The sequence below is a fragment of the Pleurocapsa sp. PCC 7319 genome (assembly GCF_000332195.1).
GTDB lineage: Bacteria > Cyanobacteriota > Cyanobacteriia > Cyanobacteriales > Xenococcaceae > Waterburya.
Genome location: NZ_KB235922.1, coordinates 769,774 through 791,427 on the forward strand (window position 1 = coordinate 769,774; position 21,654 = coordinate 791,427).

Genomic DNA, 21,654 nt, shown 5'->3' on the forward strand with positions numbered 1-21,654 from the left:
AAATATGCATATTAATTCTCAAATTCCCCCTAAAACCACAAGTAAATCCGAATATTTGGCAGACTTTAAAGTTGGGGTAGACAACGTTATTTTTTCAGTTGATACTACCTATAATCGAGTACTAGTTTTACTTCGTAAAAGAAAAGAGCCGCCATTTAAAAACTCTTGGAGTTTACCGGGAACATTAGTCCGTCAGGGAGAATCTTTAACTGATGCTGCTTATCGCACTTTAGCAGAAAAAATCCAGGTAGATAACTTATATTTAGAACAGCTATATTCTTTTGGCGATCCTGGACGAGATCCTAGAGAGAATCCTGATAGTTTTGGCGTGAGATATTTATCTGTTAGTTATTTTGCTTTAGTCAGATATGAAGAGGCAGAGATTATTACTAAGTCAGATTATAATATCTCCTGGTATAAGGTGAATGAAGTTCCTAATTTAGCTTTTGACCACGATCAAATATTGAAATATGGCTGGAATAGGCTTAAGAATAAACTGCAATATAGTCCTATTGCCTTTGATGTTTTACCATCAAAATTCACTTTAAATGAAGTTTATCAACTTTATTGCACAATTTTAGGTGAAAATTTTTCTGATTATTCTAATTTTCGTTCTCGCTTATTAAAGTTAGGTATTCTCTTAGATACTGAAGTCAAAGTATGTCGTGGTGCTGGTCGTCCTGCAAGTTTATATAAGTTTGATTCAGAAGCTTTTGCTCCGTTGAAAGATAAACCTTTATTGTTTATTTGACTGACTAAAATTATTTTTACAGACTTATTTTAAACATTATTTGAGGAAGCAGCCTACTGCTTTCCATTTATCATTTTGAGACGTTGTAATACCTGATAATTAAATCCTTGTAGCAGAATAAGCCTGTCGTTAAAAATTAAAAAATATATGAGAATACTACTCTATTTGGGAACAGTGATACTTTTATTGTTATCTGCTTGTGAATCAAACCAACAAACAGCAAACACCGAAAAGTCAGTAAACAGCGAGCAAGAAACGAATACTACAAATAACAGCCTGACTAATCGTGATGAGGCGACCCAAGAAATAGATGACTTTCTAGCAGCTTTGCAAGGAAGGTGGAAAAGAACCACTTATCCCTATGGAACTGTGGAATATAAAGGGAACGAAGTCAAGTTTGTTGCGGGAGAAGGGGCGGCAGAGCCACCACAATTTCAGCAGTTTCGACTCTCAGATAGTTGTCCTTATTCTACAGATAAAGAGCAGATTGCGACTTACCCGTACTTTACAGTTTCGGAAGAAAACCGAACGTGTGAATCTATAAAACTGAATAAGGACTTTCTTTCAATCGCTATTAAAGGGACAACACCAGGAAGTGCAGCAGGAGAAATTGTTTATGCCAGAATGCCGAATGGTGAAACTAGTAGTGCGACTAACAAAAACCAAAACGACATCATACCTAAAAGTATTCGAGGCAAGTGGGCTATCGGCAAAGAAAATTGCGGCGTGCGTAACCATAACCATCAACAAATAACTATCGATGAAAACTCCATCCAATTTTTTGAAAATAGAGCAGAACTTGGCGAGATTATGGAATACACACCAACATGGATAGTCGCAAGCTTCAAGCGTAGGCGATTAGAGGATAGTCAGCCCTATTCCTATTCTCCAACGCTTTTAGAAGCTCAGAAAAACGGTAAAGTGCTTATCGTGCAGCAATACGCTAAAGAAAATTATCCTGAAGCCATTCAATACGAACGCTGTGAATAAGAAGACCGTATATAAGAAACTCAAAAATCTTCAACTCTCCCCCGAATGGAGCACAGTGAGTAGAACTCCGAACTATTTTTAACCGAGGTGTACTTTACCAATTCGAGAACCGCTATAATCCTCTTTCCTCACTAAAAAAAACCAAAAATCAAACTATCAACTCCTTTGCGTCTTTGCGTCTTTGCGCGCCATAAAAAAATGAAAATAGCGATCGCCCAACTCAATCCGACGATTGGTGACATTACCAATAATGCCCAGCAAATAATTTCTGCTGCTAAAACCGCAGCCAAACAGAATGTGCGCTTGCTACTAACACCTGAATTATCCCTTTGTGGCTATCCTCCTAGAGACTTATTACTCTATCCAGGTTTTGTTGAGTCAATGGCACAAGAATTGAAAGCGATCGCCATACAAGTTCCAAAAAACCTTGCTGTCTTAGTGGGCACAGTAGAAACTAATCTCCATGCCAACTCAAAAGGACAAAAACCTCACTACAATAGCGTGGCGTTAATCGATGGGGGAGAAATCAAACAAATTTTTCACAAGCGTCTTTTGCCTACCTATGATGTCTTTGACGATGATCGGTATTTTGAATCAGGATATAAGGCTAATTACTTCACCTTAGATTCCATCAAAATTGGAGTAAGTATTTGTGAAGATTTATGGAATGATGAACAATTTTGGGGTAAACGAAACTACGAAGTCAATCCTATTGAAGAATTAGCCCAGTTAGGAGTAGATATAATTGTCAACTTATCTGCTTCTCCCTACACAGTCGGCAAACAAAAGCTAAGAGAGGCGATGTTAAACCATGCAGCTATTTCTTATCAAAAGCCAATTTTATATGCCAACCAAGTGGGGGGAAATGATGATTTAGTTTTTGATGGTCATAGTGTGGCATTAAACAGTTCAGGGGAAGTGGTTTGTAAAGCCAAAGGTTTTGACACAGATTTGATCATAGTTGAGTTAGAGCATCTGAAACTTTCTCCAGACAATGAATCTCGTGCCCCCCTAGCACCTCTTAGAAAAGAGTTTCGATCCCCCCTAACCCTTGCGAAGGGGGGGATTGATCAAGAGATATTTTCGGCTTTAGTTTTGGGAGTCAAGGATTACGCCCGTAAATGTGGTTTTAGTAAGGCAGTTCTCGGTTTGAGTGGAGGTATAGATTCTGCATTGGTAGCGGCGATCGCATCAGCAGCTTTGGGTGCAGAGAATGTTTTAGGAGTACTAATGCCTTCTCCCTATAGTTCCGAACATTCCATTAGTGATGCGGAGGATTTAGTTAACAATTTAGGCATCAAGAGTCAGAAGCTACCGATTAAAGAGGCGATGACAGCTTATGACACTTTACTTGAACCCTTGTTTGCAGGAACAGAGTTTGGCGTTGCCGAAGAAAATATCCAGTCACGGATAAGAGGTAATTTATTGATGGCGATCGCGAATAAGTTCGGTTATTTACTACTATCTACGGGCAATAAATCCGAGATGGCGGTTGGGTATTGTACTCTCTACGGTGATATGAATGGTGGACTAGCAGTAATTGCCGATGTACCTAAAACTATGGTGTTTAGGTTATGTCATTGGCTAAATCGAGATGGTGAAATTATTCCTGTCAACATTATCCATAAACCTCCCAGTGCCGAATTGAAGCCCGATCAAAAAGATTCTGATTCTTTACCACCTTATGAAATATTAGATGACATCCTAGAGAGAATTGTGTGCCAACATCAATCAATTTCAGACATAGTTAAAGCTGGACATGATCGAGAGACGGTGGCTAAAGTAATGAAGTTAGTTACCCGCGCTGAATTTAAACGTCGCCAAGCGCCTCCGGGGATCAAAATTACCGATCGCGCCTTTGGAACGGGTTGGCGGATGCCCATCGCTAAAAGGTTACAAATTTAGAAAAAACCAAAGTCATCATTTAAAAACTAGACAAAAAAAGACGTAGGTATCAGGTTAATAGTGCTGCACAATAATCAACGGCAAAAGCTGATTAAGAGATTAACAAACCAGCTAGAACAGCAGTCTGATGTCAAAACTAAACAATGGTTTGATAATTATCTCAAAGGAGCTATTGAATATCGGGGACTTAAAACACCTCAAGTTGCTTCCTTAGTCAAAAATTGGTATAAAGCTAACGACCTTGGACATTACACTGTCAAGGAACAGCTCAAACTCTGTAACAGCTTAATTGCTAGTAAATTTGCTGAAGACAAGTTTGCAGGAACAATCTACATTCAAAAGTTTCTTCTAGCTCAGGTTGACTATCAAGAATTATTAGCAGAATGTAACTCGCTATTTCAAAAAGGCTATTTTTTTGATTGGTCGACAACAGATTGGTTTTGTAACAGAGTTTTAGATCCAACTATTGTCAAGCATGGCATCAATGCTGCTGAAATAGTTGCTAATTGGAGATACTCAGATAACTTTTGGCAACGTCGGGCTGCAATTGTTTCCTTTAGACATGCAAGTTGTCATCAAGAATATCATGCTTTAATTGAACAAATTATTGAGGATTTAGTTTTAGAAGACCAACGTTTTATTCAAACAGGTATTGGCTGGGTTCTGGCTGATATGTCTAAAATCTACCCTGTTAAGGTAGAAGCCTTATTTCGTAAATATTTAGACTATCTTGATCGAGAAGTTATAGATCGCCACACTAAACATTTGTCATGTCACAAAGAGTTGAAACAACTTAAACGAAAATTGTCATAAGAAGCTTTGCTCCTAGCTAATAGCTAATAGCTTTTTGATAAAAACGTTAATTATTATGAGCTACCAAAAAACAATTATTAATCGCTATAAATTAACTCCTTATTTATTTTTATTACCTGCGATCGCTCTGTTGGGGTTGACGGTATTTTTTCCTGCCCTGCAAGCCTTTGCTCTAAGTTTCACGCAATATGAATACGATATTACCCAAGCTCCCCAATGGATTGGCTGGGAAAATTTTCAACGATTGTGGCAGGATGAGCTATTTTGGCAAACGATTAGAAATACCCTACTCTATTTAATCGGAGTAGTACCAATTTTAGTAATTGCGCCATTAGGGTTAGCGATCATTGTGAATCAAAAATTACGGGGCATTAATTGGTTTCGCACTGCATTTTATACCCCCGTGGTGATTTCCATGGTAGTGGCAGGAATTGCCTGGAAAGCTCTTTATACTCAGAATGGAATTCTCAATCAATTCCTCAAGCAAATTGGCTTTCCTGAAGGAATTCCCTGGTTAACCGATCCTAATCTAGCTATTTGGAGCGTGATGTTAGTAACGATCTGGAAGGGATTGGGTTATTACATGGTTATTTATCTGGCGGGCTTACAATCGATTTCTCCTGAATTATACGAAGCAGCAGCGATCGATGGTTCAGATAGCTGGCAAAGGCATCTAGATATTACCATTCCCTTAATGCGACCCTATTTATTTTTAGTAGCAGTAATCTCGGCAATTTCAGCCACTAAAGTATTTGAAGAAATTTATATTATGACCCAGGGGGGACCACGCAATAGCTCAAAGACGGTGGTTTATTATTTATATGAACGAGCTTTTCAGGACTTAGATATCAGCTATGCTTGTACGATTGGTTTGGTTTTATTCTTAGGAATTTTAGGACTATCAATTATTAATTTAAAGTTGACAGCAAAAAATAATAATTAACTGATATTACGCACTAATTAATTTGTGGGGGTTGGTTAAAGGGCAAAGGGAAAGGGTTAAAGGATTTGTTAGTCTTTTCGTTTGATTTCTTAAAACTACTATTATTAGGTTCTTTTGCGTAACATCAGTAATTAATCTGTATTTTATTTTTGACATGAGCAAAATCTATTCTGGCTTATCAATCTTGGGTTGTGCCTTCGGTTCTTCTCTGATGCTTTGTCTGCCAGCCTTAGCCGATCAATGTTCCTACATTAAAAAGGAACAGGCGATCGCTACCATATCAAGGCTAGATATCAATCAGACTATTTATAAACTTTGTGAACCGTGTGGCGAAAAAGATCCTCAGTCTGTCAAGATTCAACATTTATCAATGGAAAAAGTTGACTATCAAGATTATTGGCAAGTTGGGGTGAATGGAGAAGGGATCGATCTAGCTTATGTATTTGTTGATTCTGGAGTTGAGGACAATTTGGTCAACTTGGCGGCGATCGCAAATTGTCCAGCCCAAAGTGTTAGTCCAGTATTATCTAAGGAATTAATACCATCAGGAAATCAGGAAGGCGATACTCCGAACTAACCTATAACTCCGAACTCCGAATTCCGAATTCCGAACTCACACAAATCTAATCATCCATTTGCCAAGGCTGAGTAATGTTGCCTTCATCTAAAATTTTCTTGGGACGCAGTACCAGGACAAGTTGACCCACAATTGTTAGATCTGGTTCGGTTTCAAACCAACGTAGTTCCAACTTATCTTCGATTTCGACAATGAAATAGCTATTGATATCCCAATTTTTATTGGCTCTGTCTAAAACGACTAATACCTCTTCTACCTTACCTGATAGAGATTTGGGTAGGCGATCGCTCTTACATAAATAAGATACAGGATCATCCGCCTTGAGGACTGTTTGCCAACCAGGGACAGGTAGATAAGTACCGTGAGTAGCCTGGATACTACTAAAGGGTTGCTGAATTTCTACTTTGCCGACCGCTGCTATTTCTTGACTACTGATAGGATAAGAACCAGCTAAGGGAACAATACGCGGTAATTCTTCTTCGAGTTCCAAACGATACAGTGGAAGTAAAGGTTCAGTGGCAGTCTTAACAACGCTAAAGTCACTTAATAACTGTTCGATCGCTTCTCTAGCAGTGGCAGAATGAGCAAATTTTAATCCCTGAGCAATTAAACGCGATCGCTGTTGCAGATCTTTTTGGCTTTTAGCTCTTTTCCAAGATATGTAGGCAACCCAATCCCCAGGATGATTAGTAAAGGCTTCTGGTAACTGAGACATTAAGGAAACATCTTTAATTGTCTTGGCAACTAAGTGCGCTCCATCTATATCCAGTCGTTTATCGTATGCTAGGAGGCTGGCATCTACTCGCTGCTTTTGGTTTAGCACCCGAAATTCATATAGTACATCACTACGAGGACCTTTATAATAGGTCAATATCTCTGGGTCAACATTCCCTTGAACCAAGTTATCAAAAACTTGGGCAGCCACAATCACTAAATTTTGCTGGCTATTTTGAAATCCTGTATCTTCAAAAATTCTTTGGGTACTATAGCCTGATTTTTGTAGCTTTTGACAGACTTGACCCCATTCTACCCAAGTACCCTCTTTATGCAGTAGCGATCGCATCAACTCTTGCGCTTCCGCTTCCGATATTTTAGTTTGACTATCCTGTGGAACATTATTCATATTTTCTCCTTTTTCCTTTTCCCCTTACCCTTTAATCTAGTTGCAGTAGGCAGTCTATTCATGATGATGTGTCAGGGAGTGAGGTACTTCTAACCCATTAGCTTCCATCAAACTAGCGTTACTCATAATTTCTTGAGGAGTACCATCGGCAACAATTCTTCCTTGGCTTAGCATAACAACGCGATCGCATACTTCAATAATCAATTCTAAATCATGTGAAGAAACAATAATCGTTTCGTGAGAGGCTTGGAGAAATTTGATTAATCTCCGTCTGGCTCTTAAATCTAAATTAGCACTGGGTTCATCGTAGAGTACCACCTGCGGTAACATTGCTAAGACTGTGGCGATCGCTACCATGCATTTTTCTCCCCCCGAGAGTTGGTGGGAAATTCGCTCTGCTAAGTGTGTGACTCCGGTTAAAGAGAGAGCTGCATTAACTCGTGTTTCTATTTCTTCAGGGGGAAGTTCTATATTTTCCAGACCAAAAGCAACATCATCTCTGACTGTAGGGCAAAATAACTGATCGTCTGGATTTTGAAAAACCAAGCCAATTTCTGGATTAAATTGTCCTGCTTGTATGGGACGATTAAATAATTTTATCTCCCCATAAGTTGGGCGAAGAATTCCACAAATAGTTAAAAACAAACTAGTTTTCCCAGCACCATTAGCTCCAATTAAACCGACTGTTTCCCCAGCAAAAATTTCTAAATTAATATCTGTCAAAATTGATCTTTCTTGTCCATAACTAAAACACAAATTGTTGAGAGAAATTGCTTTGGTTTTTAGAGATAATTGATTTGCTGTTTGTACTAGATCGTTCATTGGTTATGTCAACTTCAATGGTAATCAATAATTCTAGATATTTATTTAAAAACTGGGTAAGACTGCTTCTAAGGTCACTAGTAAGACTGCTGCTGTAATTGTTATTATTGTTGCTAAGCAACTATGGCGATCACTCTGACTTAATTTAAATTTCCTAGGTCTTTTTTGAGAGTTTATCTGGCAACCATAACCTCGCAAGATCATTGCCTGATAAATTCTTAAAGAACGTTCGTAGCTTCTAATTAATATAGTACCAGTTAATTGAGCAAAAACTTTTAAATTACGACGGTTAAAACCTTTTGGTTGAAATCCTCTTAATTTCATTGCTCGCTGCATTGTTGTTAGCATTCCTCCCAATTCTTCTAGGTAGCGGTAGGATAACAATGTCATATCGACAATTACTCTAGGTAAACCCAAAGAGCGCATTGCTTTAATACTATTTAAAAATGGAGCTGTTCCAAATAACACTAGACTTACAGTTAAAATACAGAAAAAACGTACTGAAATAAGTAGTGCTTGCCAGCATCCTTCCTCATTAATCGTTAAATATCCCCACTGTAAAACTGGAGTTTTTCCAGATATAAATGGTAGTAAAATTACCACAGCCAAAATAAACCAGCCTGGGTAACGTAAACGCTTAACTAAAAAAGCAAAAGGTATTGCCGACAGGTTAAATAAAATACCTGTTATTACTATCATTATTGGTAATAACCAGACATTTTGAATAAAGGCAAATGCAAAAATCAAGCTTAGTAAACCGACTAACTTATAGCTCTGTTGCCAGCGATGAAGTGGTGAATTTAAATCAGCATACTGGTCGAGGACTAACTTCATTGCTTATGATCTCAATAATTCGGGTTTAACATGTTCTAGGAACGAAATCAACATAACAGTAAATAGTCCTTCAATAATGGCTTGAATACTATAGCTACCTAAAGATATCAAGATAGCCGTTCTTTCGGCGTTAATATCCATATCAGGAGAAATATGAGTCACTAGCAACATGGCAAACATCATTGCCGATAACAACAATGCTCCCGCACCAGAAGCAAAGGACAAGAATTTAGATAGAAAAATCTTTTTACCGTTTAGATGGAGGCGTTGACGAAAGAGATGATAGGCAACGATCGCTGGTGCGCCTAAAATGATGGCATTAACTCCCAAAGTAGACATTCCGCCATGCTGAAACATTACGGCTTGAAAAAATAGACCAATTAGTATTGCAGGGAAAGCATAATAACCAAGAACTGCCCCCATCAAACCATTAAGAATTAAATGGACACTGGTAGGAGGAATCGGAATATGGATCAAAGAGGCGACAAAGAAGGCAGCAGTCAACAAAGAAGCCTTGGGTATATTGGCTTGAGTATAGTGATCCCGATTTATCTGGCGTAGAGAGTACCAAGTAACGCCACCAGTCAAGGCATAACCAGCAAGACAAATACTAGGGGGAAGAAAGCCGTCAGGAATGTGCATTCAGAAACAAATATCTATTTAGAAGACTTAGAGTTAGAAGATTTAGAGCGCGAAAAAAACAAAGCTGTACCGACAAAGCCCCAGACACCTGCGGCAGCCATCACTACTTTTTGTGCGGGAGTATAACCATTCTCAGTAGATGACAATTGAATATCAGAAGTATGGTCAGCTAATTTGTTGTCTGTCACTGGAATGCTGATAATACTCCCATGTCCCGACTGGCGTACTTTAATATCCCAATCGCCATTATTTTCAGAGTTAGAATCATCAGGCACAAAAGTAAAATTACCAGACTTATCGGTTGTACCTTTAAGCCAGGGAGTAGAGCGATCGCTAGGAGCATAAATAACCACCTGAGCATTTGCCATTGGTTTACCATCATCGTACTTTGCTTGAATGGTGATAGCCGAGGTTTCGCGATACTCAATATTGGCACCGTGAGCGAAGACTTTTTTGGGCGGTGCTATCAGTATTAGTAGAGTTAGAAAAAAGTAAAACCTATTCATAAGTCAATATTCAGGCTACTGATAAATGATTGTAATGTTTTTGACTAGGATAAATAAAGTTTCTCTTGTTTTTCTCAAGGATTGACTACTGATTGCTGATTACACAGTGTCCTTCCCCAACATGACCCAAACCCAAAACCGCTTCGGTTAATTTTTGATAATCTTGGTCAGACAAGTTAGAAGATAAAGCTTGCTCGTCTAATTCCAAGGATTGATTGACAGCCAAATCAGCTAAAGGTTGAAATCCTAAGACATCTTGGTTAAGAGCATCATCGATTGGAGCATTGACATCACCAAAAATATGATCGAAATGAAACGTTGCTTTCACTCGTCCTGAAGCATCTACTGCTACTATTCCCTGGCGTTCTTCGCCGATAAATTCGCCGCAGATATACTCGGTTGGCTGATTAAAACCCAAGTTGAAGTTAATTATTTATTCATCTTTAGTTGCTTTGCCTTGTAAAACAATGGTATTCCCAGGGATTGAACTAGCAGCTTATGCGGTGCTTAATTTCCAAGTTAGAACATTATAAAAGCCAACAGGAGCATCATCAGTTTTAGCCACTAAAATTGGCGCACTATTTGCATCTCCAGAAGCTAAATCAGTGGTTTCTCCAATATTAATGAACTCTACCCGATCTTGATATTTGAAGCTGTCTTTTGTGTCACCTTTCTGGGGTTGAAAAGATGAATCAGCTTGATAAGCAGTAGCCTCCGAAATATTGACATATAAGTGATCAAAATTGATTTGCCAGCCATCTTTACTAACAAAACCTTGTCTGACGAAATCTTCTCCATTAGCTACTAGCGTCAAAGTACCTTTATCAGTAGTTGTCGCTATAGTTTGATTATCGTTTTTTGACTCACAACTAGTCAAAATTACTGAACTTAGAGCTATACTCTCGACGAGCACAGTAATTTTTTTCATGTTTTTGATTTTCTAACAGTTAATTCTAGAGACTAACTTTTAAATTCTAAAAGATTGATGGATGTTATTTTTCGTTAAATTGATTACAATGCCATAGGGGTAAAATTGTAGTAGGATTTGTAATTTCTTTATAAATCTTGAAGAAAAATCTCCTAATTTCTGTCTAATCTTCACCAAAGTTATAGCAATTGAGGCTAAAATCGAAAAATAATCGCTAATTTCTAGTTAATAACACTCATGAAGTGATTTGTCTTAGATAAAGATTCAGCATTATATTAGGGTTGTTTGCGTGCAGACAACTAGCACTTAGGAAAGAATAGTCAAATCAAGTGTAATTTGACACAAACTAGTTCCCACTTAACTAAAATAAATATCATTAATTTTTCACTGAAGGAGCAAGAGGAAAACGGCATGACCCAAGCTAATCAAGTTCTAGCCACGATCGCCAACCCTGGGAATGATTGGGAGAGCCTAATCGAAGAAGATAGTAATAAAGTTCGGGATGATCGAGATGATGTTGAGCTAAAGTCAGCAGTCCAAGGGAAAAAGAAAAAAGCTGCTACTCCTCGCCGTGCTGAACGTGGCAGAAAAAAACCCTATACAGAAGATTCTATTCGCATTTATTTACAAGAAATTGGTCGTATTAGACTGTTAAGAGCTGAAGAAGAAATTGAGCTGGCTCGCCAAATTGCCGACTTATTAGAATTAGAAAGACTTAAAGATAGTTTAGAAGATGGTTTGGGTAGAGAGGCTACCGACGAAGAATGGGCCAGAGAAGTCGATATGGAATATCGTAAATTCCGTCGTCGCCTGTTTATTGGTCGCCGGGCTAAAGATAAAATGGTGCAGTCTAACCTACGTTTAGTTGTATCCATTGCTAAAAAATACATGAACCGCGGCTTGTCTTTTCAGGATTTAATTCAAGAAGGTTCTTTGGGTCTTATCAGAGCCGCCGAAAAATTTGACCACGAAAAAGGTTATAAATTTTCCACCTATGCTACCTGGTGGATCAGACAGGCAATTACCAGAGCGATCGCCGATCAATCTCGTACCATTCGCCTTCCTGTTCACTTATATGAAACTATTTCTCGCATTAAAAAAACTACTAAATTACTTTCTCAAGAAAGAGGACGCAAACCTACAGAAGAAGAGATTGCTACTCGCATGGAAATGACCATCGAGAAGCTCAGATTTATTGCTAAATCGGCTCAGTTACCTATATCTTTAGAAACGCCTATCGGGAAAGAAGAAGACTCTCGTTTAGGCGATTTTATTGAGGCTGACGGTGAAACTCCAGAGGATCAGGTATCAAAAAGTTTACTCAGAGAAGATTTGGAAAATGTACTAGATACCTTAAGCCCTCGTGAGCGAGATGTTTTACGTCTTCGTTATGGTCTAGATGATGGTCGTATGAAAACATTGGAGGAAATTGGACAAATCTTTAATGTGACCCGCGAACGCATTCGTCAAATTGAAGCTAAAGCACTACGTAAGTTGCGTCATCCCAACCGCAACAGCATACTTAAAGAATATATTCGATAAGCTACTGAAGAATCCATCTTCAGACAGATAATAATAGGGGTCGGCATTGTCGCCAGACCCCTAGTTGTTTTTGGCAATCAAGCTCAGTAATGCATCAATCTAATTTTGTCTTTGGTTACGGCTCTCTAGTCAACTGGGATAATTTACAACAATACTTAGGACGTAAATTAACTCCTGGTTTAGATTTTGTTATTTGTGGTTTGCACAATTTCCATCGTTGCTGGAATATTGCCATGGATAATCGCCTTGATTTACCCAATTACAAATATTACATCGAAGAACAAACTGGTAACAGGTTTAATGGTTTTGTCACTTTTTTAAACATTCGTTTTGATCAAGATAAAACTATTATCGGGATTTTATTTCGTGTTTCTGAACCAGAGTTAGAAAATTTAGATCAACGTGAAAGAAATTATCAAAGAATTGATATAACTCATCTGATTAATAGAGCAATACAGGGAAAAGCCTGGGTTTACCTAGGTCTTGAACAAGCCAAAAATCGTTATCATGAGGGCTTGCAGAAAAACTGTACTGCAATTTCTCAAGAATATTTTGATTTAGTTAATGATGCCTATTACTCATTAGGTAATTGCGCATTTTCTAACTATCTTGCCACTACCGATAAACTTGAAGTACCAACTGTAAACCTCAAGAGATGCAAAGTGGGTATTTCTTAATTCCTGCTATTTGTTATGCGCGATCGCTTTCAAAATAATCATAATTATCTAAAAACTGCCTAATCACACTCTAAATGGTATTCAATGGGAACGGTGGGAATCGAACCCACAACCAAGCGATTAAGAGTCGCTTGCTCTGCCTAATTGAGCTACGTTCCCCGGCATCAATCAAACTCCTATTAGAAGATTGTATGGCAGAAGCAAAATTTTGGACGCTACTTTGTTTATTTAAGTAACTTACACCAACAGGATTTAGGATCATATCGTCCGTCATTCAACTATTTCCAGACAGAAAAAAGAGTTGAGATTTTATTTATAGGAATTTAAGTATTTTCACTGGGCATTTAAAATTTTTGCGGTTATAAAGTTCTTATACTATCAACCAGACGGATCTGTAAGCCAGTGGCACTTCGGCAACAGAAATTGCTAAACACACTTAAGACACTGCTGGAAAAAGAAACAAGAATACTTAATTACTTATTTAATCTCTAACATAGAGAAAATCTATTATGAGCTCATTGACTAATTTATTCGATATTTCAATTGCTGATGCGGCAGAACTTGAACAAACGTGGTTTTTCATTATCAATGCTATTGACAATTTAGAACAAATGGCGCGTGCTAGAGAGTTAACTAATATTATTTGGGATATCAATGTTAATAGTCGTCAAACGGAGCAAGATTGGCAGAAAACTGCAATTTTACTGGAATCTTATGAAAGAACCCGAGATGAGTCTTTAGAATCTGCTTTATCAAATTTAAGAGAATTGGTGAAAATTATGAATAGCTCAAATCTCCGAAATCGATCATTACGGGATGTCAAAATTCCACAGTCTTTCGATAGCCGGTGTGCAGATTGTGAACAAAGTCTAAAGCAAAAAAAACTGTCATAACTACCATTTGACTAATAACATCTAATGCTGATCTTATCTCTAGCTAGGTATCTAATAATTAGTAATTATTACTTATTACTTCTGCACAATCATGTTATGTGATTTAAGTTTTTGCTAAGATACAGCATTTGTCCTTTTTAGCTATCAGCTATCAGCTATTAGCTATCAGGATTTAAATACTGAACATCAAAGTTAATCGTAGTCATCCGTTTTAACCAAAAAGTAAAACGATATTACCCATCCAAATCTCCTTCCATTACGGTTGAAAGTGCCTTAGCTGTGGTTTCTTTAAATTCTTGGACATTAACTTGATCGAGAATGGCGATCGCCAAAATCATGCCTACAGCTTGCATTGCAAATACCAAACTGTAAGACATCAGGGGAGTAGCAAAAATACTTTTGCCAACATCGAGAATAACACCCCCAACAAAAGTAGCCAAACCTCTCGACATAGCTTGAGCTAATCCCCAAGCACCAATAAAAGTACCTGCGGTTTCGGTAGCAGTCAAATCTAACATCAAGCTAATACCACCAACAGTAGCCATTCCTGCTGCCGCCCCGAATAGTACCATTGCTGATTGCAAAATTTTTGGCTCTTGGGTAAAGCCTGAAAGAATAATTAAACCAAAACAGATGGCAACTAAAATGCAACCAATTTTGATTGTTGATTTTTTACCCAATTTAGGGATAATGAAAAATCCTGTAATACTATACCCAAGCAAAATGCCTATTCCCCAGTAAGAATTTAACTTAGTCGTTTCACCAATACTCATGCCGAAAACTTCCCCACCATAGGGTTCTAATACCGCTTCCTGCATAAATAAACCAATAGTGAGAACAGATAAAAAAGCAAAGAAGATTCCAGTTTGTCGGCTAGTAGTCAATACTTGAATTGCCCTACCGATACTAATACTGTCTTCCCGATTAGTTAAAGAGTTCCTAGCCATAAAGTGAGAATATTTTTTTTCTACTCCCCAAGTGGCAATAATAGCTAAGGCAAGAACTAAAAAGGGGACAAAACCAAATACAAAATTTATTGGTGGTTGTAATATTTCTAAGGGAATATTACCTGCGGCAACTCCGTCAACTTCGATTCTTTTAAAAACGACACTACCGGTAATTCCGCCAATTACTATACCTACCATCAACATTGACCAAACTACCGAGACTAATTTTGAGCGCCTTTCTGATTCAGAAATATCAACGAGTAGAGCAGTAAATGGTGTCGAACTGGAACTAACTGCTAAACCATAAATTGTCATAATCAGAGCTAACAAAGCACTCCAGCCGATAGTTTGGGTATTCCACAGCCACCCCCCGCTATTTCTGACAACTGTTCCTAATTGCCATAATACTTGAACTGCTAAAAATACTGCTAAACCGAAAATAGCTGTTCCTAGCAGGACATAATTAGTACGATATTTTCCTGCTATGGGTTTATGATCCGATAGTTGTCCGAACCAGACTCTTGCAGGGGCAACAAATAACGATGTCGAGAGGATTCCCCCTGTCAGAGTTGCGGGTATATCTAATTCACTAATCATTACCCGATTTAATACGGCGAGGGTTAATACTGCCATTAATCCCAGTCCCATATTAAATAAGCCGAGACGAAAAATAGTCAACATTCCCACCTGACGTTTCGGGCGATTATTCATCTCAGAAGATTCGGAAAAATCTTGAGTAGTCATAATTTTTAAGTACTAAAGACAAGAAAACTTATCCCGACAGTGGTTTAGTAGGAGAAGGTATCAAGAACTGGAACCTAATTTTAAAACTGCCATAAAAGCTTCTTGAGGTACATCTACAGTACCAATAGCTTTCATGCGTTTTTTACCTTTAGCTTGCTTTTGAAGCAATTTTTTCTTACGGGAGATATCACCCCCATAACATTTTGCCAAGACATCTTTACGTAAAGCAGGAATATGTTCGCTGGCAATTACTTTAGAGCCTATAGCAGCTTGAATTGGTACTTTAAATTGATGACGAGGAATTAATTCTTTGAGTTTTTCGGTTAATGCACGACCAACGTAGTAAGCTTTATCTTTATGGACAATAGTAGAAAGAGCATCTACTGGATCCTTATTTACCAGAATATCTAACTTAACCAGCTGATCGGAACGATAGCCCAACATCTGATATTCCATACTGGCATAACCTTTGGTTCGCGATTTCATCTGGTCGAAAAAGTCAGTTACTACCTCTGCTAAAGGCAATTCATAGACCAAGCAAGTACGATTTTGAGTAAAGTATTTCATGTCCTTAAATACTCCCCGTCGAGTTTGACATAAGTCCATCAAGGTACCGACAAAGTTTTCGGGAGTAATTATTTCGACTTTAATATAGGGTTCTTCAATTTTCTCGCGCTTTTGGGGGTCGGGTAACAGACTGGGATTATCGATTTCAATTATCTCACCGTCTACTGTGGTAACGCGATAAATTACGGAAGGGGCAGTAGTAATCAGTTCCAAATTATATTCTCGCTCCAGTCTTTCCTGGACAATCTCCATATGCAGCAATCCCAAGAACCCACAACGGAAACCGAAACCCATAGCACTTGAGGTCTCAGGTTCGTAGGAAAGGGCGGCATCATTTAGCTTTAGTTTATCCAAAGCTTCCCTTAAATCGGGGTATTGATCGGAGTCGGTAGGAAATAGCCCACAAAAAACCATTGGTTTGGCTTCTGTGTAACCAGGAAGAGGTTCTGGGGCAGCAGCTTCAACCAAGGTAATCGTATCTCCCACACGAGCATCTTCTACAGCTTTGATGGCAGCTGCAAAATAGCCTACTTCTCCTGCATGAAGCTCATCAACTTCAATTTGAGTTGGCGACAGAACTCCTAGCTCATCAATTACATATTCCTTGCCTGATGCCATTAAGCGAACGTTATCACCTTTCTTGACTTTGCCATCCATGACGCGAAAATAGACTATTACGCCCCGATAGGCATCATAATAACTATCAAAGATTAAGGCTCTTAACGGTTCGTCTACAGTATCCTGGGGCGGTGGCACTTGTTGCACGATCGCCTCTAAAATATCGTCTACCCCTAAACCCACTTTAGCTGAAGCTTGGATAATATCAGTACAGTCTAAACCAACTACATCTTCAATTTCTTGGGCAACACGCTCCGGTTCTGCACCAGGTAAATCGATTTTGTTGAGTACGGGAATAATTTCTAGATCATTTTCTAGGGCTAAATAAACATTAGCCAAAGTTTGTGCTTCAACTCCTTGGGAGGAATCGACTACCAGTAATGCTCCTTCACAAGCAGCTAGAGAACGAGATACTTCATAAGAAAAGTCTACATGACCAGGAGTATCAATTAAATTTAAAACATACTCTTGTCCATCTTGAGCCGTGTAATTCATCCTGGCGGCTTGAAGCTTGATGGTAATTCCTCGCTCTCGCTCTAAATCCATGTTGTCGAGAAATTGTTCCTTCATTTGCCTTTGAGCAACAGTGCCAGTGTCTTGCAACATACGATCAGCTAAGGTCGATTTACCATGATCTATATGAGCAATAATTGAAAAATTACGGATGCGAGAGACGGGAACGTCAGTCATAAAAATTTATAAGAATTAAAAGTCTTTAAAAGTTAGTATTCTTTAAACTATTGTAATGTTCATTTTTACCTATTTTCTAATCTATTACAGATTTTCCTCAAGTTCATTTGTTTTTATCTCAGCTCAAGCTCAGCAGGTAGAATGAAAATAAAATCAGGAAAAGAACTTCTATGAATGATGATCTATCACCTTTAGAGCGATCGCGGGAAAGAATCAGAGTTTCAATCGATCTTGACTCGGAGATTGTAGAACAAATTAAGCATTTGACCAACGATCCCAGTCGAGTTATCGAAGTAGCTATCAAGCAGTGGCTCAACGGAGAACGGGAAGATAACACCGACTTAACTCGAACCTTTCGGCGTAACCCACCTCTGCCACCCAATGGAGAATGGAACGATTAAAAGAAATTAATATATCTTTTGTTAATTATTCTGATGTTACATCAAATAATTGAAATACATAGGGTATATATAAATAGCAAGCAAACGGTTTTTCCTAGCTTGGATATCTATAGGTTATAGTTTCAGGAAGGAGTTCAATTTTGAGGTTGGAACTCCAGCCAAATCTGACCTGTTTGCCCATGCTCCCAAGATTTGATTCAGAACTATCTGATACTACTATTGCTTCGTCAGCCGATAAAATCGGGTGGCAGAATTTGGGAGCAGAATTAGTTTTCACCCAAGATAATATAGGTAATTATTTATCTTTTTGGTGGTCAAAAGCTGACGAACACGGATTAAAATGCCAAGACAAGGTTTATTCAGATATTAGTTCAGCTTCGAGTTTATCTAAAAATAATGTATTTGCTCCAGTTGATTTTGCAGCTTATCTAGAAAAGATTAATCGCGTTATTCAACGTCGACTACCTGAACAATGTTATTGCCTATTTCAATGTGGTCAAGTCACCTATTCTTTTGAGTTGGTAATTAGCCCTATACTTCCGCCTGAAGGAGAACCGCAGAAAGTTTTGGTCATGGGGCATTTGCTACAGAAAACTGCTATGTTTTCATTTGCTCAAAATGAAGTACCAGCTGCCATTTACAGCTATCAAAAACTATTAAATCAAGTTGTCCGTGAAATTCGTCGCAGTCTAGATTTAGAGACTATTTTTCAGCAGACGGTCAACAACCTGGGAGAAACTTTTGCCGTCAGTCGCTGCTTAATTCTAACTAACTATACTCATTTTTCTAAACTAGCTGTAGAAGCAGAATATTGTCACCCTGAATACCGCTCAACATCAGAACATCAAACAAATTGGAATAACGAGGCCCATTATAAACCAGCTCTAAAATCCGCTTATCCTGTAGCCGTCGATTTTATCGGACAAGATATTCTGCAACGTAAATCAGTTCTAGTTGTATCAACTGATTGCAATAGTAAACACAATGTTTTGATTTGTTTGCAGCAGTGCGATCGCTATCGTCATTGGACAACGGCAGAAATGGAATTGCTCAAAGAAATTGCCGAACAGGTTGACGCAGCAATATCTTTAGCGAAGCTTTATCGTGAAGTGGAGCAAGCAAGTATTCAAGCAGAAGAAGCAAATCGTCTCAAAAGCGATTTTTTGGCTAATACTTCTCATGAACTTCGTACTCCTCTCAATGGCATTATTGGTTTTTTAAAGTTGCTTCTGGAGGGAATGGCAGATAATCCCGAAGAACAGAGAGAATTTATTGAAGAAGCTTATAAATCCTCAATTCACCTGCTCAATTTAATTAATGATATTCTCGACATCGCTAAAATTGAAGCGGGCAAAATGGAGCTAGAATTGACGGAAATTGAATTAGACGAACTGTTTCACAATGTCGATCATCTAATTCGCACCCAAGCAGAACAAAAAAATTTGAGTTTCCAAATTAAATATCCTGCCACCCTGACTCCAGTGACCATGTACGGCAACTATCAACGCATACTTCAGGTCATCTTAAATCTCGTGGGCAATGCAATTAAATTTACTCGGGAGGGAGGGATTGTAATCAGTGCTGAAGTAAATAATAAAAAAGTTGAATTCCAGGGTCAAGAATTTCTCGGGATGGTGAAAATCAGCGTTGCTGACTCAGGAATTGGGGTTTCTCTGGAAAAGCAAAATAAGCTGTTTGAAAACTTTTATCAAGTGGATGGTTCACGAACTAAATCTTATGGAGGCACTGGGCTAGGATTGGCAATTTCTCAGAAACTTGTGGAGGCAATGGGAGGAACAATTTCTTTTTACAGTATGGGTGAAGGTTTAGGTTCTACTGTAACTTTTACCATTCCCTTGAGTCATTTACCTGTGATTAAAACTGTGCAATCTGAAACGTAAAGGAGCTTTGCTCCTAGCTATCAGCTATCAGCTATTAGCCATTAGCCCTTCGGGTACTCTTCGAGAAGGTTGAGTTTAAGGACTTGCTTCGCAAAAGCCTACGACACTTTTGGAATATTGATTGCTACTAAATCAATATAACTGTGTTTAAACAGTATTAATGTTCGCCTCAAAAAAACCATTGTGCAAGGTTTTAAAAAAAATTTTCTAAGTTATGTAAATTAAAAGCTAAGAGCTGAAGGCTGAAAGCTGACAGCTTTTTAAGATAAGATTAAAGATCATCTTTATTTAGCAATCTTTAATCTAGCAATCCTGCCATGAAATCCGACTATTTAGAGAGGATTCTCAACGCTCGTGTATATGATGTCGCCCAAGAATCCCCTCTAGAATATGCACCAATTTTGTCAGCCAGACTACAAAATAAACTCTTGCTGAAAAGAGAAGATATGCAATCGGTATTTTCTTTCAAATTGCGAGGTGCCTATAACAAAATGGCACAGCTACCTGGTGAAGTCCTTAATCAAGGGGTAATTGCTGCTTCAGCTGGAAATCATGCTCAGGGAGTTGCTTTGGCTGCCAAGCAACTAGGAACAACGGCGATTATTGTGATGCCTATTACTACCCCCCAAGTAAAAGTTGATGCGGTTAAGTCCCGGGGAGGTAATGTTGTCTTACATGGAGATACCTACGATGATGCTTGTGATTATGCCAAACAGTTATGCCAAGAAAAAGGTTTAACTTTTATTCATCCCTTTGATGACCCGGACGTAATTGCCGGACAGGGAACAATCGGCATGGAAATTTTGCGCCAATATCAGCAACCAATTCACGCTATTTTTGTGGCAATTGGTGGTGGTGGTTTAATTGCGGGGGTTGCTGCATATATCAAGCGATTACGTCCTGAAATTAAGATTATTGGTGTTGAACCCGTTGATGCTGATGCTATGTCTCAGTCTTTGCAAGCCGGATATCGGGTCTGTTTGCCCAGAGTGGGTTTATTTGCTGATGGGGTAGCAGTCAGAGAGGTGGGAGCCGAAACTTTTCGTCTCTGTCAGGATTATGTGGACGAAATTATCTTGGTGGATACTGATGATACTTGTGCCGCCATTAAAGATGTATTTCAGGATACTCGTTCTATTCTAGAACCTGCAGGAGCATTGGCGATCGCCGGAGCCAAAGCCTATGTTGAGAGAGAAAATATTCAGGGAGAAACCCTAGTGGCGATCGCTTGTGGTGCCAATATGAACTTTGATCGGCTGCGTTTTGTCTCAGAGAGGGCAGAATTTGGCGAACGCCGGGAGGCAATTTTTGCGGTTACTATTCCTGAAGAACGAGGCAGCTTTAAGCGCTTTTGTGAGTGTATCGGCAAACGCAATCTGACAGAGTTTAACTATCGTATTTCCGACGAGAATAAAGCTTATATTTTTGTGGGAGTACAAATTCAAAATCGCGCTGATGCCACAGAAATTCAAGCTAAATTTGAAACCCAAGGGTTTAAAACTATCGATCTGACTGATGATGAATTGGCTAAAATGCACCTCCGTCACATGGTAGGAGGACGCTCTCCTTTAGCCGAAAACGAATTATTATATCGTTTTGAGTTTCCTGAACGTCCTGGGGCATTGATGAAGTTTCTCAGCTGTATGAGTCCTAATTGGAATATTAGCTTGTTCCACTACCGTAATAATGGTGCGGACTATGGGCGAATTGCGGTGGGAATGCAAGTTCCCCCTGAAGAAATGCCAGCGTGGCAAAAGTTTATTAATTCCCTGGGTTATCGTTACTGGGACGAAAGTTCGAATCCTTCTTATAAGCTATTTTTAGGTTAAATAAACAAGAT

Annotated in this window: 21 protein-coding genes and 1 tRNA gene; 12 read left to right on the forward strand and 10 right to left on the reverse strand. The window is 38.6% G+C overall.

All coding sequences use genetic code 11. From position 1 onward, the window contains the following. Positions 1 to 4 precede the first annotated feature (4 nt). The 6 genes from PLEUR7319_RS0107625 to PLEUR7319_RS0107650 all read left to right on the forward strand — a co-directional run bounded on the left by PLEUR7319_RS0107625 (position 5) and on the right by PLEUR7319_RS0107650 (position 5,979). Positions 5 to 751, forward strand: coding sequence for an NUDIX domain-containing protein (locus PLEUR7319_RS0107625; protein ID WP_019504622.1), 747 nt, complete (start codon positions 5 to 7; stop codon positions 749 to 751). Positions 752 to 898: 147 nt separating this feature from the next. Beyond that, positions 899 to 1,741 (forward strand): hypothetical protein, encoded by an 843-nt coding sequence (locus PLEUR7319_RS0107630; protein ID WP_019504623.1) that lies wholly within the window; start codon positions 899 to 901, stop codon positions 1,739 to 1,741. 198 nt (positions 1,742 to 1,939) lie between these two features. Then, entirely contained in the window at positions 1,940 to 3,646 is a 1,707-nt protein-coding gene (locus PLEUR7319_RS0107635) for an NAD+ synthase (protein WP_019504624.1), read from the forward strand. Positions 3,647 to 3,706: 60 nt separating this feature from the next. Beyond that, positions 3,707 to 4,459: a DNA alkylation repair protein gene (locus PLEUR7319_RS0107640; RefSeq protein ID WP_019504625.1), complete on the forward strand. Its 753-nt coding sequence runs from the start codon at positions 3,707 to 3,709 to the stop codon at positions 4,457 to 4,459. 55 nt (positions 4,460 to 4,514) lie between these two features. Further along, positions 4,515 to 5,402, forward strand: coding sequence for a carbohydrate ABC transporter permease (locus tag PLEUR7319_RS0107645; RefSeq protein WP_019504626.1), 888 nt, complete (start codon positions 4,515 to 4,517; stop codon positions 5,400 to 5,402). A 154-nt stretch (positions 5,403 to 5,556) separates the two neighbouring features. After that, complete coding sequence (locus tag PLEUR7319_RS0107650; protein ID WP_019504627.1) at positions 5,557 to 5,979, forward strand: hypothetical protein; 423 nt, start codon at positions 5,557 to 5,559, stop codon at positions 5,977 to 5,979. A 46-nt stretch (positions 5,980 to 6,025) separates the two neighbouring features. Here PLEUR7319_RS0107650 and PLEUR7319_RS0107655 read toward each other — a convergent pair whose 3' ends face one another. The 7 genes from PLEUR7319_RS0107655 to PLEUR7319_RS40545 form a co-directional block, all read right to left on the reverse strand. Beyond that, the gene (locus PLEUR7319_RS0107655) at positions 6,026 to 7,102 is read right to left on the reverse strand and encodes a RuBisCO accumulation factor 1 (protein WP_019504628.1); all 1,077 of its coding nucleotides are present in this window, start codon (positions 7,100 to 7,102) and stop codon (positions 6,026 to 6,028) included. Between the two features lie 54 nt (positions 7,103 to 7,156). Next, on the reverse strand, positions 7,157 to 7,924 hold the full coding sequence (locus tag PLEUR7319_RS0107660) for an energy-coupling factor ABC transporter ATP-binding protein (RefSeq protein WP_019504629.1): 768 nt from the start codon (positions 7,922 to 7,924) through the stop codon (positions 7,157 to 7,159). A 45-nt stretch (positions 7,925 to 7,969) separates the two neighbouring features. Next, positions 7,970 to 8,758, reverse strand: coding sequence for a cobalt ECF transporter T component CbiQ (gene cbiQ, locus PLEUR7319_RS0107665; protein WP_019504630.1), 789 nt, complete (start codon positions 8,756 to 8,758; stop codon positions 7,970 to 7,972). Positions 8,759 to 8,761: 3 nt separating this feature from the next. Next, entirely contained in the window at positions 8,762 to 9,400 is a 639-nt protein-coding gene (cbiM, locus tag PLEUR7319_RS0107670) for a cobalt transporter CbiM (protein ID WP_019504631.1), read from the reverse strand. A gap of 14 nt (positions 9,401 to 9,414) precedes the next feature. Then, entirely contained in the window at positions 9,415 to 9,906 is a 492-nt protein-coding gene (locus PLEUR7319_RS0107675) for a hypothetical protein (protein ID WP_019504632.1), read from the reverse strand. A gap of 85 nt (positions 9,907 to 9,991) precedes the next feature. Further along, complete coding sequence (locus PLEUR7319_RS40540; protein ID WP_019504633.1) at positions 9,992 to 10,324, reverse strand: hypothetical protein; 333 nt, start codon at positions 10,322 to 10,324, stop codon at positions 9,992 to 9,994. A gap of 78 nt (positions 10,325 to 10,402) precedes the next feature. Next, complete coding sequence (locus PLEUR7319_RS40545; RefSeq protein WP_019504634.1) at positions 10,403 to 10,834, reverse strand: hypothetical protein; 432 nt, start codon at positions 10,832 to 10,834, stop codon at positions 10,403 to 10,405. Positions 10,835 to 11,245: 411 nt separating this feature from the next. Here PLEUR7319_RS40545 and rpoD point away from each other — a divergent pair, with 411 nt between their 5' ends. Continuing rightward, positions 11,246 to 12,376: an RNA polymerase sigma factor RpoD gene (gene rpoD, locus PLEUR7319_RS0107685; protein WP_019504635.1), complete on the forward strand. Its 1,131-nt coding sequence runs from the start codon at positions 11,246 to 11,248 to the stop codon at positions 12,374 to 12,376. 89 nt (positions 12,377 to 12,465) lie between these two features. Continuing rightward, positions 12,466 to 13,053, forward strand: a complete 588-nt coding sequence (locus PLEUR7319_RS0107690; protein WP_019504636.1) for a gamma-glutamylcyclotransferase family protein — start codon at positions 12,466 to 12,468, stop codon at positions 13,051 to 13,053. An 85-nt stretch (positions 13,054 to 13,138) separates the two neighbouring features. Here the strand turns inward: PLEUR7319_RS0107690 and PLEUR7319_RS0107695 are convergent. After that, positions 13,139 to 13,212 (reverse strand) — tRNA-Lys (locus tag PLEUR7319_RS0107695). Between the two features lie 350 nt (positions 13,213 to 13,562). Between PLEUR7319_RS0107695 and PLEUR7319_RS0107700 the strand changes: the two genes are divergently transcribed. Further along, positions 13,563 to 13,946 carry a hypothetical protein gene (locus PLEUR7319_RS0107700; RefSeq protein ID WP_019504637.1) on the forward strand — a complete coding sequence of 128 codons (384 nt, stop codon included), beginning with the start codon at positions 13,563 to 13,565 and terminating at the stop codon, positions 13,944 to 13,946. A gap of 233 nt (positions 13,947 to 14,179) precedes the next feature. Here PLEUR7319_RS0107700 and PLEUR7319_RS0107705 read toward each other — a convergent pair whose 3' ends face one another. After that, entirely contained in the window at positions 14,180 to 15,637 is a 1,458-nt protein-coding gene (locus tag PLEUR7319_RS0107705) for a BCD family MFS transporter (protein ID WP_019504638.1), read from the reverse strand. A gap of 60 nt (positions 15,638 to 15,697) precedes the next feature. Further along, complete coding sequence (gene lepA / locus PLEUR7319_RS0107710) at positions 15,698 to 17,512, reverse strand: translation elongation factor 4 (protein ID WP_019504639.1); 1,815 nt, start codon at positions 17,510 to 17,512, stop codon at positions 15,698 to 15,700. Positions 17,513 to 17,682: 170 nt separating this feature from the next. Between lepA and PLEUR7319_RS0107715 the strand changes: the two genes are divergently transcribed. The 3 genes from PLEUR7319_RS0107715 (at position 17,683) to ilvA (ending at position 21,643) form a co-directional block, all read left to right on the forward strand. After that, positions 17,683 to 17,913, forward strand: a complete 231-nt coding sequence (locus PLEUR7319_RS0107715; protein ID WP_019504640.1) for a hypothetical protein — start codon at positions 17,683 to 17,685, stop codon at positions 17,911 to 17,913. A 179-nt stretch (positions 17,914 to 18,092) separates the two neighbouring features. Next, positions 18,093 to 19,814 carry an ATP-binding protein gene (locus PLEUR7319_RS0107720; protein ID WP_019504641.1) on the forward strand — a complete coding sequence of 574 codons (1,722 nt, stop codon included), beginning with the start codon at positions 18,093 to 18,095 and terminating at the stop codon, positions 19,812 to 19,814. A gap of 317 nt (positions 19,815 to 20,131) precedes the next feature. After that, a complete protein-coding gene (ilvA, locus tag PLEUR7319_RS0107725; RefSeq protein ID WP_019504642.1) occupies positions 20,132 to 21,643 on the forward strand; it encodes a threonine ammonia-lyase, biosynthetic in 1,512 nt (503 codons plus the stop codon). The last annotated feature ends 11 nt before the right edge of the window (positions 21,644 to 21,654 follow it).